Genomic DNA, 14,689 nt, shown 5'->3' on the forward strand with positions numbered 1-14,689 from the left:
TGAATGCCATTCAAGCGCTCTCCCAACTGAGCTACAGCCCCACGGCGTTGGGAAGCACTGTCTAGCGAACAGGGGGGTCATCTGTCAATAAAAAAACTTCAACACCGCAGAAAATTTGGCAAGCTCCGGTCGGCGTTGCGTCTGGACGCGCTTTCACGTAATCATGGGCCAGACCGGGCCGGAGCCCGGGACACCCGCAACACCGGACGATAAATGACCCGCACGCTTCTGCGCATCGCAACCAAGCTGGCCTGGGTGGCCGTGGTCTTCTTTGGCATCACGGTCATCAGCTTCTGGGTCATCCACCTGGCCCCGGGCAAGCCCACGGACATGCAGACGACGCTGAACCCCGGCGCCTCCGCCGTGGCGCGCGAGCGCCTGGAAAAGCTCTACGGTCTGGACCAGCCCATCGCCGTGCAGTACGGCCAGTGGGTGGGCCGCATGGCCAGGCTCGACTTCGGCCGGTCCATGTCCGGCGACGGCCGCCCTGTCTGGGACAAGATAGCCGAGCGCCTGCCGCTGACCTTCGGCATGAACGTCGTCTCGCTCATCCTGACGCTTTTGGTCGCCATCCCCATCGGGGTGTTTGCCGCCTGGCGGCAGGGCGGGGTCTTCGACCGGGTCTCGACGGTGGTCGTCTTCGTCGGGTTCGCCATGCCCAGTTTCTGGCTGGCGCTGCTTTTGATGCTGCTTTTGGGCATCATCTGGCCGGTGCTGCCCATCTCCGGGCTCACGAGCCTTGGCTTCGACAAGCTCTCCCCCTGGGCCAAGGCCTGGGACGTTTGCCGACACCTGGCCCTGCCGGTGTTCCTCTACACCTTCGGGTCGCTGGCGGGCATGTCGCGCTTCATGCGCACAAGCATGCTCGAGGTGCTGCGCCAGGACTACATCCTGACCGCGCGCGCCAAGGGCCTGCCCGCCCGAACGGTCATCTTCCGCCACGCGCTCAGAAACGCGCTCATGCCCGTCATCACCATCCTGGGGCTGTCCGTGCCGGGGCTCATCGGCGGCAGCGTCATCATCGAGTCCATCTTCGCCCTGCCTGGCCTGGGCCAGCTCTTCTACCAGGCGGTCATGAGCCGCGACTACCCGCTCATCATGGGCAGCCTCGTGCTGGGCGCGGTGCTCACGCTGGCCGGCAACCTCCTGGCCGACGTGGGCTACGGCCTTGCCGATCCGCGCATCCGGTCCGGCTCAAGGGGGGGCGAGTCGTGAGCAGGAAGAAGACGCCGCTGCGCCCGCCCACGTGGCTCGACCGCTACGGCATGCTCGCCGCCGGACTGGTGCTGGTGGGGGGCATGAGCCTGGCCGCCGTGCTGGCCCCGCTGCTTGCGCCCTTCGACCCCAACGCCATCAACGTGGACGCCATGCTGCAGACGCCCTCCGCCGCGCACTGGCTGGGCACCGACGCCCTGGGGCGCGACGTGCTCTCGCGCATCCTCTTTGGGGCGCGTGTGTCGCTCTGGGTGGGCTTCGTGGCCGTGGGCATCTCCTCCAGCATCGGGCTGGTGCTGGGGCTGGTGGCGGGCTATTTCGGGCGGCTCACGGACGAGCTCATCATGCGCGGAGTGGACGTGATGCTCTGCTTCCCGTCCTTTTTCCTGATCCTGGCGGTCATCGCGTTCCTGGAGCCGAGCCTCGTCACCATCATGGCCGTCATCGGCCTGACCTCGTGGATGGGCGTGGCGCGGCTGGTGCGCGCGGAGACCCTGGCCCTGCGCGGGCGCGACTTCGTGCTGGCGGCCAAGGTGGCCGGGGCCGGGCCGCTGCGCATCATCTTCCGGCACATCCTGCCCAACGCGCTGGCTCCGGTGCTGGTCTCGGCCACGCTGGGCATCGCCGGGGCCATCCTGGTGGAGTCGTCGCTGTCGTTCCTGGGCCTGGGCGTGCAGCCCCCGGACGCGAGCTGGGGCAACATGCTGCTCGACGGCAAGGAGGTGCTGGAGATCGCGCCCTGGCTCTCGGTATTCCCCGGCCTGGCCATCCTGTTCACCGTGCTCGGCTACAACCTCCTGGGCGAGAGCCTGCGCGACCTGCTGGACCCAAGGCTGAGGCGCTAGCTTTCGGCTGTTCCTGTCTTTCCCATTGCCAGAATTGTCCATTCGATTTAACGAATGGTATGAATACGTTGCCTGCTAGCTCGTCCCAGATGGCTATGGTTGCCTCTGCTCTAGTGAACAAACGCACTTTCCTCTTCGTTTGGCTCACCGTTGCTTTCGTTATTTGCCAGGTTGCTCTACCCAGCAGGGTCAGTGCGACGACTTGGAAACAGGAAGTCACGCGATTTAAAACGCGTTGGGGTAACCCGGAAGACATTTCCATCTTGAACAAACTGGTGAATCAGGGGAATCTGGAGGCCAAGTTTTTTCTCGGCCACGCCATGATTAAGCAAAAGGGGCGGTCTGATCTCGTTAGCAGGGGGGAGCAGTTAATCTTTCAGTCTGCGGAAGGCGGTTTTGCCATGGCGCAGTTCTTCCTGGGGCTCATGTACAAGGATGGACATAGTGGTATCCAAAATCAGGCCTTGGCAGTCCATTGGTTCAGTAAGGCTGCGGACCAGGGGTTCGCTGAGGCCAAAACCTGTCTCGCCGATGCCCTGGCATCTGGGGTCGGGATCCCGCAGGACTTGACGAGGAGCCGAAAACTTTTTGAAGAGGCCTTGAAGGACGGGGATACGGTGGCAGCCGATGGCCTCCAGCGAATGAGCAAGATTTTGGCCGCGCAGGCGGTCGCAGCACCCGCAAAGGGCGGCGCGAGGTTCGTCAACGTTGCCCCTGGTGGTGGACCTTCAGTCCCAGAGGTGCTTTTGAAGGACCAGGGGGGACACGTCGGAACGGTTTACCATGCGACACCCCGGCCTGCTGATGCGGCAAAGCAGCCCACCCCACAAACACCACACGCCATGCTTATGGCTATGGTGCAAAACGGACAGGACATGAGCGTTACTGGGTTTTGGAGTGAGCCAACCCAGCAACTGACGGAAGAGATATTTAAATCACCAGCCAACCTCATCGCCTTTCTCGAGCAAGCATACCGCAAGACCCCAAACAATGCTGCGCTGCTGGCCGCCTATGCCCCGCGCACACCGGAGTTTGATGCTGCCCTTATCGAATGGATATTGGGCAATCAACGGCTGGTTAGCCCGCCATTTTTCCATGTGTTGGCAGGAAGGTATGGTAACAGCAATCCGTCTGAGGCGAGCCGATGGTTTTTTACGGGCAAGGCGTTGAATTACTACGAGTCCAAGTTGTGTGGTGATACCTCGGCCTCTGCCGGTTGTGCATATAGCCACAGATTGGTTGGAGCAGGATTGGACGCTGCTTCCGTGGCTGCTCTTGAAAAGAATCTTGTTAAGCGGAATCATTGTGATGGGGGAATGAGCGATATTCGCGCGCTCATCAGAGAGCGCAGCAATGCCGTACCGCCAGAGTGGATTTGCAGGCATGGGATGAATGCCTTTTCAGGTAAGCTTACGATTATACCGCGTTCCGCGTGGCCGGTTGTGGCTGACGAGACCATCAAGCAGCTTCTGGATGCCGTCTGCAACAAGCCAAAGTCAAAAGCTAACTGACTTGTCACTAGTTCTAAGGGGGACATCGCATGCCTCAACCGTTTGTTCTCGGCGAGAGCCTGCGCGACCTGCTGGACCCGCGCCTGCGCCGCTGAGCGAGAAGCATGGCCACCGCGCGCACGACCTATCCCGAGCATGAGGCGCGCCACCCGTGGCTTGTCCGGCTGCTCAACGCCTATCACATTTCGGACGAGGCCGCGCGCGCGGAGATCGCCCAGGAGGAGGCCCGGCGGGGCGAGGCCGTGGCCTGCCGCGAGGGCTGCCGGACCTGCTGCCAGGGCCAGGTGATCCCCCTGTCCGATTTCGAGGCCCTGGGCCTGTGGTGGTTCGCGGCGGAGGTCATGCCCCTGGAGGTCCAGGCCCGGCTGCGGCCCCGGCTGCTTGCCGGGAGGGGGGATGAAGAGTGCGTGTTCCTGCTGGACGGCGGCTGCGCCGTGTACCCGTTGCGGCCCTTTGTCTGCCGCCAGTATTTCGTCTTCGGCCGGGCCTGCGCCCCCGGCGAGAACGTCTACGAGACCCGGCCCCGCGACGTGTTCAAGGCCGCCCTGGGCAGCGGGCGCGACATGGCCTGGGAACTCCTCCCGCTCTACGGCAAGGGCGAGGAAGATATTGATAGGCTCTTCGAGAGCGGGTATGTATCCCGAAAAGGAAAACATCTGCGCACCTTGCCCTTGGAGAACATCGTCATCCACATGGACGCCGCCATCGCACGAAAATCCGCGCGGAACATTACCGCCAGCAAGGGCCGCAATGCTTGAGCTGCTGCGCATCCGCGACCTGGCCCTCATCGAGGACGCCGAGCTTGAGTTCGCGCCCGGCATGAACGCCCTCACCGGCGAGACCGGCGCGGGCAAGAGCTTCATCGTGCGCGCCATCGACTTCCTCACCGGCGAGCCCATGAGCGCCGACCTGGTGCGGCCCGGCAAGGAGAAGGCCGTGGTCGAGGCCGTGTTCGTGGTGCCGGAGGGCTCGGAGCTGAGCGGCGTGAACGGCGGCGAGCTCATCATCCGCCGCGAGCTTTCCGCCGACACCGGCCGCAGCCGCGTGTTCGTGAACGACCGCCTGGGCTCGCTCGACACCCTGCGCGAGCTGCGCGCCGGGCTGGTGCTGCACACCAGCCAGCACGGCCAGCAGAAGCTGTTGCAGCCCGCACACCAGGCCCGCATCCTCGACGCCTTTCTGCCCGATCCGGGCGTGCTCGCCGCGCGCGACAAGGCGCTGGCCGATGTCCGAGCCGTGCAGGCCGCGCGGGCCGAGCTGGCGGCCAAGGTGGACGAGCTTTCCCGCCAGCGCGAGTTTCTGGAGTTTCAGCGGGCCGAAATCGCCAAGGTTGCCCCGCAGCCCAGCGAGGAGGACGAGCTGCTGGAGCGCAAGGCCGCCCTGAAGGACCACGAGCGCCTGGAAGAGGCCCGGGGTCGCGCCCTCGACGCCCTGCTGGGCGACATGCCGCTTGCCTCCCAGGTGGGCGAGCTGTCGCGCTGCCTGGCCACCCTGGCCGCCTTCGACCCGTCCTTCACCCAGGACAAGGACGCCGCCGAGGACTTCCGCCACCACCTGGCCGGGCTGGAGACGCGCATCCGCCGCCTGTCCCCCAATGGCGAAGGCGGCGACGACATCGAGGCCATCGAGGCCCGCCTGTTCGACCTGGCCAAGCTCAAGCGCAAGCTCGGCAAGGGCCTGGACGAGATAGTGGACCTGGGCAGGCAGGTGGACGAGAACCTGTCGTTCCTCGACTCCTGCGCCCTGGACGAGCGCCGCCTTGCGCGCGAGGAGGCCGAGGCCGCGGCCCGCCTTGGCCAGGCGCTCGACGCCCTCAACGCCGCCCGCTTCGCCGCCGCCGAGGACTTGAGCTCCCGGCTGGGCCGCGAGCTGGCGGGCCTGGGCTTCTCCGAGCACGCGCGCGTGGAGTTCGCCTTCGAGCCAGTGGAGGTCTACGCCGGGCCGCCCGACAGCCCCGTCGGCATCCTGAGCGAGCAGCGCGGCCGCCTGTTCTGGGTGCCCAACCCCGGCCAGCCCCCGCGCCCGCTGGACAAGATCGCCTCCGGCGGCGAGCTTTCGCGCTTTCTGCTGGCCCTGGCCAGCCTGCGGGCGGAGTCCGCGCAGCCGACCCTCATCTTCGACGAAGTGGACGCCGGCATCGGCGGACACACGCTCATCCGCGTGGGCGAGCGGCTGACCGCCCTGGCCTCGCGCCAGCAGATGATCCTCATCACCCACTGGCCGCAACTGGCCAGGCTCGCCAAGCGGCACTTCCTGGTGCGCAAGGACGTCATCGACGGGCTTACCTACACCGGCTGCGTGCGCCTGGGCGCTCCGGAGATCGAGGCCGAGCTGACGCGCATGTCCGGCGGCGAGAGCATTTGAGCCGCACGCGCCCGCCTGAGGTCAGCCCCTTCCCGCGCCCTTGAGTCTTGGCCTGCGCGTGGTTATACTTATTTAATGCGCCGGGCAGCGCCAGCGCCGGGAATCTGTCGCGCGCCGCCCGGACAAGGAGTTCAGCCATGAATCGCTCAATGAAACGCACCATACTGCTCATCGCCCTGTGCGCCATTCTGGCCGCCTGCGCCAAAGCGGCCTACACCAACCGCAGCCAGCTCCTGCTCATCAGCGAGGGGCAGGAGACGCAGCTGGGCCTGCAGGCCGCCCAGGATGTGGTGAAAAAGGAAAAGATGAGCACCGACCAGATGCAGGCCGAGCGCGTGAAGCGGGTCGGACGGCGCATCGCCGCTGCCTCCAACAAGCCGGACTACAAGTGGGAATTCTTCCTCATCGAAAAAGACACCGTGAACGCCTTCTGCCTGCCGGGCGGAAAGGTCTTCGTCTACACAGGCATACTGGACCTTGCCACCACCAACGACGAGCTGGCCGCCATCATGGGGCATGAGATCGCCCACGCCCTGGTACGCCACGGCGGCGAGCGCATGAGCACCGCCCTGATGCTCCAGTTCGGCGGGCAGGCGGCGAGCATCGCCCTGGGCGCGGGCACCAGCCCCGCCGTGAGCCAGATATTCTCCCAGGCCTATGGCGTGGGCGCGCAGGTGGGCGTGCTGCTGCCGCACAGCCGCACCCAGGAGTCCGAGGCCGACGAGGTCGGCATGATCCTGGCGGCCATGGCCGGGTATGAGCCCTCAGGCGCCATGACCCTGTGGCAGAAGATGGACGCGTACAGCGCCAAGAAGGGCCAGACCCCGCCGGTGTTCTTGTCCACCCACCCGTCGAGCAAGCAGCGCATCGCGGACATCCAGGCCAAGATGGGCGCGATCCGCGCCAAGTACTACCGCCAGCAGTTGCTGCAGTAGGCCCCGGCGCAGGGCTCCCGATGATCCTCTGCACCAGCTGCGGCACCAAGAACGCGGACGACGCGCACACCTGCGAGAAGTGCGGGCGAAAGCTGCAGTCGCGCTGGTCGAGGGCGGGCGGGCAGGACGCGCCGAACGGAGAGGGCGGCAAGCACGAAGGATCCATTCTGCCGGAAGAGGTGTGGCAGGTCATCGAGCCGGTGATGCTGAGCGTGGAGGAGGGCGCGGACAAGCTGGTGAAGGCCTGCGCGGAAACGTGGGCCTACGCGCTGATCCTTCTGCTGGGCATCGGGGTGTACGTCGCCTCGGAGGACTGGCGCTTCCTCGCCGGGAGCATCGCCCTGGCGGCGATGCTGGCCTGGGCCCGGGGGATTTGAGGGGGGGAGCATCAACCCCACCAACACCAAACGCCGCCCCAACGCCATCCGGCGCCAGGGCGGCGTTAGAGTCTGAAGAGCGCCCGGTCTAGGGCATCTTGTCCAGAACCACCCCTTCCTGCTTCAGCGCCTCCTTGATGCGCCGGTTCAGCTCCGGCGCCACGTCACGCGCCAGCTGCTGCCCGATCTTCTGGCCCTCCACCATGAGTCGCGGCAGCGAGGCCACGGCCTTCTTGCCCGTGGGGGACTGGTAGAACGCCAGCAGTTCGCGCACTTCCTCGTGCGTGAAGGTGCTCGCGTACAGCGGCACCAGCCGGTCGACCACGCCGCCCGGAGCGTCGAAGGTTTCGGTGAACATCTTCACGACCTCGCGCTCGACGATGGCGAGCGAGTGCACCGGGATGTCCGGGCGCGTGCGGCGCAGCGTTTCCACTATCTGCCGGGTCATGATGCTCGCCATCTTCTTGCCGACAGTGGCGCCGCCGGAGGACGCCAGCAGCAGCTTGATGTCGGCCTGCTTGGCCGGGGTCAGCTCGTCGGCCAGGGCCGTGGTGCCGAGAAGGCAGGCGAGGATGCAGGCAAGGGCGAGGCGTGCGAACATGGTGGCTCCATTTTGTTGAGTGGGGGGAAGTGGTTGCGTCTCGAAGAGACACGTTAGCATGGGCGCACTGCCTGCACAACCCTGCGCGAGTGTTGCGCTGGGGCTTCGTGGCTTGTATGAAGGTCGCATGAAGATCCCCACACTGCATTTCCACGTCGCAGGCCGCGTCCAGGGCGTGTGGTTTCGGGGCTGGACGCGCGAAACGGCGCGGGCCCTGGGGCTGAACGGCTGGGTGCGCAACATGCCCGACGGCTCCGTGGCCGGGCAGGCCCAGGCCGACGAGGAGTCAAAAGCGGGCTGGGAGGCGCTGGAGCGCTTCCGCCACGAATTGGCGCAAGGCCCGCCCTCTGCGCGGGTGGACCTGGTGGACGCAGGCTACATCGACCTTTCCGAGCGCTTCGACGGCTTCACGATCCGCTACTGAGCGGGCAAGCCTTCCGGTCGTCTCAGAACGTGTGCAGGCGCCGGATGAACCACGGCCTGGACGGGGCGCAGGCCACAAGCATCGCGCCGAAGCCGGCGAAGCCCAGCAGGCCGAACGCCCACTGCGGGTCCGGGTAGACATAGAGCACCAGGCGCAGGCCGCTGCCCCACACGAAGAGCGCGAAGGCCGTCAGCGTCAGGATGCACCATTGCGCCGGGCGGTTGCCCAGGGCGAAGTGCGTGTTCAGGCGCGGCAGGGCCCGGGTGCACAGCACGAACAGGGCGTAGGCCAGCGCGGCGTTGCCCGCCACGAACACGTACCAGGGGTTCAGCCCCAGGCCCCTGTTGAAGAGGCCGATGTCGCCGTGGGAGGCGAAGGCGCGCATGAGGATGTAGGCGATGAGCTCCATCAGGTTGGCCACCACGAACCAGTAGAGGAAGTGGAACAGCCAGCGTCCGCGCGGCCTGTTCCGGCTCATCAGCGCCAGCCCGAGGATGACGACGGTCCAGTGCATGACGAGCGGGCACACGCCGATGATGGCCGCGTCCACCAGCTGGCCCGCTTCGAACATCCTGTTGTACCCGACGCCCTCGTCCCAGCCGGTCATCAGGAGCGGGTTGCCCCAGATGATGTCCTTGGGGCTGTCCATGTGCCCCAGCAGCCAGGCCATGGTGCTGTGGGTGAACTCGTGGGAGATGACGACCACGGTCTGCAGGGCAGCAAAGCTCGCGACGATGATGAACGCGTAAGTTATGGCGTCGCGAAGGCGGTGCGTGGTCGGCATGCTGCTGCTCCAAGGTGCCGCAGGCAGGCTTGCGTGCGGGTAGGGAAGGGGTTCGGCGCGGAAGGTTTGGGCTGCGCGGCGCGGCGTGTTCACAGGTTAATGGCACTGTATTTGAATATTGGCCCGTGCGTCAACGCTTGGGAAAATCTCGCTCTGCGCTTCGGGGAGGGGCGGGGCGCCGGTGGAGCGGGGCGCAGGCCGGGGCCGTCGGCCGTCATGGCCAGGAAATCCCCGTTTTTAAGGTCTTCGCCCTTGCCACGGGGCAAAAACGAATTACAGTAGCTAGGTTCGGCCTGACGGGTATCCCGTTTTCCTGGTCGGGCCAACGCGAATGTTCAGGAGCCAGTCACTTTGAAACGTAAGAAAAGCCCGACCAAACCGGCCCGCATGCGCCGCCGCGCTGGAGCTGTCACAGCAGCCCAGCGTCTGGCCCAGGCGGCCCAGGACAGGTATATGCACGACAAAAACGATCCCCACGCCAGGCTTATGGCGGGCGATTCCAGCGAGGGCGGAATCCCCCTCGTCGGCGGCCCCCTTGGCGATGACAAGGCCCCGCGTCCGGACATCCCGGCGGTCATGCCGGTGCTGCCCGTGCGCGACATCGTTGTTTTCAACTACATGATCCTGCCGCTGTTCGTGGGACGCGAGAAGTCCGTGAAGGCCGTGGACGCGGCGCTTTCCGGCGACCGCTACATCCTCATCCTCTCCCAGAAGGACGAGACCGTCGACGACCCCAAGTCTGAGGACATGTACCAGGTCGGCACCGTGGGCATGATCATGCGCATGCTGAAGATGCCCGACGGACGCCTCAAGGTCCTGGTGCAGGGGCTCTCCCGCGCCCGCGTGAAGCGCTTCGTCACCGACGACCCCTTCCACCTGGCCGAGGTGGAGGCGCTGCCCGAGGTCGAGGGCAAGGACCTGACGGCTGAGCAGGAAGCGCTCATCCGCTCCTCGCGCGAGCTCTCGGAGAAGATTTTGAGCCTGCGCGGCATCTCGCCGGCAGACATCATGGGCGTGCTCAACTCCGTGGCCGAGCCTGGCCGCCTGGCCGACCTCATCGCGTCGAACCTGCGCATGAAGGTGGCCGACGCCCAGGCCATCCTCGAGTGCGAGGAGCCGGTGGAACGCCTGCGCATGGTCAACGACCAGCTGGTGAAGGAGGCCGAGGTGGCCTCCATGCAGAACAAGATCCAGTCCATGGCGCGCGAAGGCATGGACAAGGCCCAGCGCGACTTCTTCCTGCGCGAGCAGATGAAGGCCATCAAGCGCGAGCTGGGCGACGCCGAGGGCGAGGACGAGGAGATGGAGGGCCTGCGCAAGGCCATCGAAAAGGCCGGCATGCCAAAGGACGTCAAGAAGGAGGCCCTGAAGCAGCTGGGCCGGCTTGAGTCCATGCACCCGGATTCCTCCGAGGCCACGGTCATCCGCACCTACCTCGACTGGATGACCGAGCTGCCCTGGAAGAAGCAGTCCAAGGACCGCCTGGACATCAAGGCCGCCAAGGTCATCCTCGACGACGACCACTTCGACCTGGAGAAGGTCAAGGAGCGCATCCTGGAGTACCTGGCCGTGCGCCAGCTGAACCCCAAGATGAAGGGGCCGATTTTGTGCTTCGTGGGGCCTCCGGGCGTGGGCAAGACCAGCCTGGGACGCTCCATCGCGCGCAGCCTGGGGCGCAAGTTCCATCGCCTGAGCCTGGGCGGCATGCGCGACGAGGCCGAGATCCGCGGCCACCGCCGCACGTACATCGGGGCCATGCCCGGCCGCATCATCCAGGGCCTCAAGGGCTGCGCCACGCGCAACCCCGTCATCATGCTGGACGAGGTGGACAAGCTCGGCAACGACTTCCGGGGCGATCCGTCCTCGGCGCTGCTCGAGGTGCTGGACCCGGAGCAGAACTTCAGCTTCACCGACCACTACCTGAACGTGCCGTTCGACCTGTCCGCGGTCATGTTCATCTGCACCGCCAACAGCCTGGACACGATCCCCGGGCCGCTGCTGGACCGCATGGAGGTCATCCGCATCACCGGCTACACCGAGCAGGAGAAGGTCAAGATCGCCCGGCGCTTCGTGGTGCCGCGCCAGGCCAAGGACAACGGGCTCAAGGAGTCCGAGGTCAAGCTGACCGACGAGATCCTGGCCAAGATCGTGCGCGAGTACACCCGCGAGGCGGGCCTGCGCAACCTGGAGCGCGAGATCGGGAGCATCTGCCGCAAGCTGGCGCGCAAGAAGGCCGAGGGCGAGAAAGGCCCGTTTGCCGTCAACGAGAAGAACCTGCACAAGTACCTTGGCACGCCGCGTTTTCTCGAGGACGAGAAGGAACTCGTGCTGCCTCCCGGCGTGGTCACCGGCCTGGCCTGGACCCCTTACGGCGGCGAGATGCTGCACGTTGAGGTCTCCACCATGCCCGGCACGGGCAAGCTCCTGCTCACCGGCAAGCTGGGCGACGTCATGAAGGAATCTGCCCAGGCGGCGGTGTCGCTCTGCCGCGCAAAGGCCGATAAGTACGGCATTCCCGCGGACTTCCACGAGAAGCGCGACATCCACATCCACGTGCCCGCGGGCGCCACTCCCAAGGACGGGCCCTCGGCGGGCGTGACCCTGGTGACGGCGCTCATCTCCTCGCTCTCGGGCATTCCGGTGAGCGCCGACACCTGCATGACCGGCGAGATATCCCTGCGTGGCCGCGTGCTGCCCGTGGGCGGCATCAAGGAGAAGATCCTGGCGGCCGTGTCCCAGGGCATGAAGCGCGTGCTCATCCCGGCGCAGAACAAGAAGGACCTGCAGGACATCCCCGAGGACCTGCGCGCGCGCATCAGCATCAAGTTCGTGGAGCGCGTGGACCAGCTGTGGCCCCTGGTGCGCACCAGCGCCAAGCCCGCGCCGAAGCCCGCAGCCAAGCCTGAGGCAAAGCCCGCAGCCAAGCCTGAGGCAAAGCCCGCAGCCAAGCCTGAGGCGAAGCCCGAGGTCAAGGCCGCAGCGGTGAAGGCCAACCCGAAGGCTGCCGTGAAGGCACCGGCCAAGGGCAGCGCCAAGCCGAAGGCCACGGCCAAGCCGAAGGCAAAGCCCAAGAAGGGCTAGCCTCTCGATTCCATCCCCCCCGCAAGAGCACGGGGCGGCCAGGAGCACAACTCCCGGTCGCCCCGTTTGTCTTTGGCGCGCGGATGCTAGTCGGCGTGTTTCATCTTCTCGATGAGCGCATGCAGCGTGCCGGCCTGGGTGGCCAGCTCGCCCACGGCCTGCGCCGACTGGTTCATGGCGCTGGCGGTCTCGCTGGAGATGCGGTTGATGTCCTCGATGCTGCGGTTGATCTCCTCGCTGGTGGCGGACTGCTGCTCGCTGGCCGTGGCGATGCTGCGCACCTGATCCGAGGACACCTCGACCAGATGCACGATCTCTTTCAGGGCCGCGCCGGACTGCTGGGCGAGTGACGTGGCCTGTTGGATGGTGGCCACCGCCTGCTCCACGTTCTCCAGGTTCTGTTTTGTTCCCTGTTGAATGCCGCTGATGGCGTCACCCACTTCCTTGGTGGCGGTCATGGTCTTTTCGGCGAGCTTGCGCACCTCGTCGGCCACCACGGCGAAGCCACGTCCTGCGTCGCCCGCTCTCGCGGCCTCGATGGCGGCGTTGAGCGCCAGCAGGTTGGTCTGGTCGGCAATGTCGCTGATGACGTTCATTATGGCGCCGATGCCCTCGGCCTGCTTGCCAAGCAAATTCATGTCTTCCTTCAGGGTCTGTGAGACGCTCTGGATGGTGCCGATGCCGGTGACAACCTGGGCCACGATCTTGGCGCCTTCCAGGGCCTTGTCCCTGGCTTCGCGGGAGGAGTCGGCCGCCTGGGACGCGTTTCTGGCCACTTCAAGCACGGTGGAGTTCATCTGCTCCATGGCTGTAGCGGTCTCGGCCACGCGGCTGGACTGTACCTCCGTGCCGCGGCTGGACTGCTCCACCTGGGCCGAGAGTTCCTCGCTGGCGCTGCTGACACCCTCAACGACGCGTTCGAGTTGTTCTGCGGCGGTGAGCATTCCCTGGGTCTTGCGCTCGGCGGCCTGCTTCGATTCGACGGCCTCGGTCTGGTCAATCCAGACGGACACCGTGCCAAGAAGTTCCCCCTTTGGGTCGAAAAACGGAGCGGAGGAAACATGCACGTGCCGTTGCTTGCCCTTCCGGGTCTGGACGGTATTGTCGGCCACGAAGGCCTTCCTCTCTCGCAAGGCTCGCGAGGAAAGGGTCTCCCGTCCTTTGACGCCAAAGATGAACTCCCCTGATTGCATGCCGAAATAGTCCTCAGGCTTGCCTGGGATATCCATGACGTCAAGCATTGCCTGGTTGGTGAAGACAGTCACATCCTGTGGCGAGAATATGGAGAACGGCGCGGCCACGCCCTGCATGACACCTTGAGAAAAGGCGACCTGTCCCTGCATGTTGTCCACCATCTCCTGGATGGCTTTGGCCAGCAGGCCAACCTCGTCTTCCTGGTTCAGGGAGAGTCGAGTATCCAGGCGGCCTGCCCTGACGGCGTGAGCATAGTCCACCGTGGTCTTGATGGGGCCGGTAATGGCTCGGATCACCAAGACGCTCAGTATGGTGCCGATGACAATGGCCAGCGCGGCCACCAGGAGCACAATGTTGGTTGTGCTTCGTGCGTCCGCGCGCATCTTCTTGGACACAGTGTCGGTATGCTGGGCCAGGATTGTGCGCATGGCGCCCAGGTCTTTCTGAACCAGTTTGAGTTGCGCCAAGCTCGTCCCCTCGAAGGCGGCCTTGGCAGCCGCCAAATCGCCGTCGGTTCGCAGCTTCAAGATGGTAGCCGCGGATTCGTGCAGTTTCTTGTGGGGTTCTTCAATGCTGGCCAAAAGCTCCTTGATTTTCGGGAAGGCCACCTCGATCTTCTTGCGTTCCTCTCCGTAGAACCATTTGCCGAAAGCGCATTTGGTGTGATCGAGCTGGGCGGTTAGCTCTGTGGCTTTCTCATCGTTGACGAAAAGGCTGACGGCCTGCGCCCATTTCAGGTGATCTATCTCGCGCTCCAAGAGATTCATCTGGAGGTCGCGGTTGTCTTCCACTTGTTCGACGCGTTCCATGACGCCACCGAGACCAATGTACGACCATGCCGCGACAACTGCCAGGAACAGCAGAACGGGAGCCACGGCTGCGAAGATTTTATTGCCAAGTCCAAGGTCAGCCCATTTCATATATATGCTCCACGTACGGTCTGGGGGTGAGGAATGCTCGTGAGTGAGTAATCGCATGGCTAGGTATCAAGGAAATATGGACGAATCAAGTATGAGTTTGTCGCAAACCGATAATCCATGAACTCGGCAGGGAGGCTTCCATGGTTTCAGGCGTTGCTTCGGTTGACTGGCGCCTCTGCGGCATTACTCTTGCCGTGCGCGTTGCCAGCTGGAGGGAATTGCGCTATGTCCAGGCGGCCCCGAGGGTGCGCCGTGGCGCACACCGCCCGGGCCATCAACAAAAAGGAAACAGCGATGCCCATATTTGAATACGTCTGCAACAGGTGCAAGAAACAGTTCGAGGAGCTGGTCTTCGGCCAGGACGAAACCGCCGTGTGCCCCTCCTGCGGGTCCACCAAGACGCAGAAGCTCATGAGCTGCTGCCGGTCCAAGACCGGT

The 14,689-nt window shown here is 64.9% G+C and carries 13 protein-coding genes; 10 read left to right on the top strand and 3 right to left on the bottom strand.

Translation table 11 applies throughout. The features are described 5' to 3' along the window. Positions 1–213: 213 nt before the first annotated feature. From RDU24_RS15230 to RDU24_RS15260, 7 genes are all read left to right on the top strand, one after another. On the top strand, positions 214–1,215 hold the full coding sequence (locus RDU24_RS15230) for an ABC transporter permease (RefSeq protein ID WP_308736634.1): 1,002 nt from the start codon (positions 214–216) through the stop codon (positions 1,213–1,215). Positions 1,216–1,265: 50 nt separating this feature from the next. Beyond that, positions 1,266–2,060, top strand: a complete 795-nt coding sequence (locus RDU24_RS15235; RefSeq protein ID WP_308736644.1) for an ABC transporter permease — start codon at positions 1,266–1,268, stop codon at positions 2,058–2,060. Positions 2,061–2,323: 263 nt separating this feature from the next. After that, on the top strand, positions 2,324–3,571 hold the full coding sequence (locus RDU24_RS15240; RefSeq protein ID WP_308736635.1) for a tetratricopeptide repeat protein: 1,248 nt from the start codon (positions 2,324–2,326) through the stop codon (positions 3,569–3,571). A 104-nt stretch (positions 3,572–3,675) separates the two neighbouring features. Further along, on the top strand, positions 3,676–4,329 hold the full coding sequence (locus RDU24_RS15245; RefSeq protein ID WP_308736636.1) for a YkgJ family cysteine cluster protein: 654 nt from the start codon (positions 3,676–3,678) through the stop codon (positions 4,327–4,329). After that, positions 4,322–5,935 carry a DNA repair protein RecN gene (locus RDU24_RS15250; RefSeq protein WP_308736637.1) on the top strand — a complete coding sequence of 538 codons (1,614 nt, stop codon included), beginning with the start codon at positions 4,322–4,324 and terminating at the stop codon, positions 5,933–5,935. Before RDU24_RS15245 ends, RDU24_RS15250 begins: the two co-directional genes overlap by 8 nt. A 137-nt stretch (positions 5,936–6,072) precedes the next feature. Beyond that, entirely contained in the window at positions 6,073–6,870 is a 798-nt protein-coding gene (locus RDU24_RS15255) for a M48 family metallopeptidase (RefSeq protein ID WP_308736638.1), read from the top strand. A gap of 20 nt (positions 6,871–6,890) precedes the next feature. Beyond that, complete coding sequence (locus RDU24_RS15260) at positions 6,891–7,247, top strand: zinc ribbon domain-containing protein (protein ID WP_308736639.1); 357 nt, start codon at positions 6,891–6,893, stop codon at positions 7,245–7,247. Between the two features lie 88 nt (positions 7,248–7,335). On the opposite strand, the gene RDU24_RS15265 is transcribed toward RDU24_RS15260, so the two are convergent. After that, positions 7,336–7,848 carry a DUF2059 domain-containing protein gene (locus tag RDU24_RS15265; protein WP_308736640.1) on the bottom strand — a complete coding sequence of 171 codons (513 nt, stop codon included), beginning with the start codon at positions 7,846–7,848 and terminating at the stop codon, positions 7,336–7,338. Positions 7,849–7,975: 127 nt separating this feature from the next. Here RDU24_RS15265 and RDU24_RS15270 point away from each other — a divergent pair, with 127 nt between their 5' ends. Continuing rightward, a complete protein-coding gene (locus tag RDU24_RS15270; protein ID WP_308736641.1) occupies positions 7,976–8,272 on the top strand; it encodes an acylphosphatase in 297 nt (98 codons plus the stop codon). Positions 8,273–8,294: 22 nt separating this feature from the next. Here RDU24_RS15270 and RDU24_RS15275 read toward each other — a convergent pair whose 3' ends face one another. Then, positions 8,295–9,056 carry a hypothetical protein gene (locus tag RDU24_RS15275; RefSeq protein WP_308736642.1) on the bottom strand — a complete coding sequence of 254 codons (762 nt, stop codon included), beginning with the start codon at positions 9,054–9,056 and terminating at the stop codon, positions 8,295–8,297. Positions 9,057–9,542: 486 nt separating this feature from the next. Here RDU24_RS15275 and lon point away from each other — a divergent pair, with 486 nt between their 5' ends. Then, the gene (gene lon, locus RDU24_RS15280; RefSeq protein WP_441319113.1) at positions 9,543–12,137 is read left to right on the top strand and encodes an endopeptidase La; all 2,595 of its coding nucleotides are present in this window, start codon (positions 9,543–9,545) and stop codon (positions 12,135–12,137) included. Between the two features lie 86 nt (positions 12,138–12,223). Here the strand turns inward: lon and RDU24_RS15285 are convergent, their stop codons facing one another. After that, on the bottom strand, positions 12,224–14,251 hold the full coding sequence (locus RDU24_RS15285) for a methyl-accepting chemotaxis protein (protein ID WP_308736643.1): 2,028 nt from the start codon (positions 14,249–14,251) through the stop codon (positions 12,224–12,226). Positions 14,252–14,545: 294 nt separating this feature from the next. Here RDU24_RS15285 and RDU24_RS15290 point away from each other — a divergent pair. After that, the coding region (locus RDU24_RS15290) for an FmdB family zinc ribbon protein (RefSeq protein ID WP_308736646.1) at positions 14,546–14,689 on the top strand (144 nt) is incomplete at its 3' end.

The organism is Humidesulfovibrio sp., assembly GCF_031082295.1.
In the GTDB taxonomy this organism is placed as follows: domain Bacteria; phylum Desulfobacterota; class Desulfovibrionia; order Desulfovibrionales; family Desulfovibrionaceae; genus Humidesulfovibrio.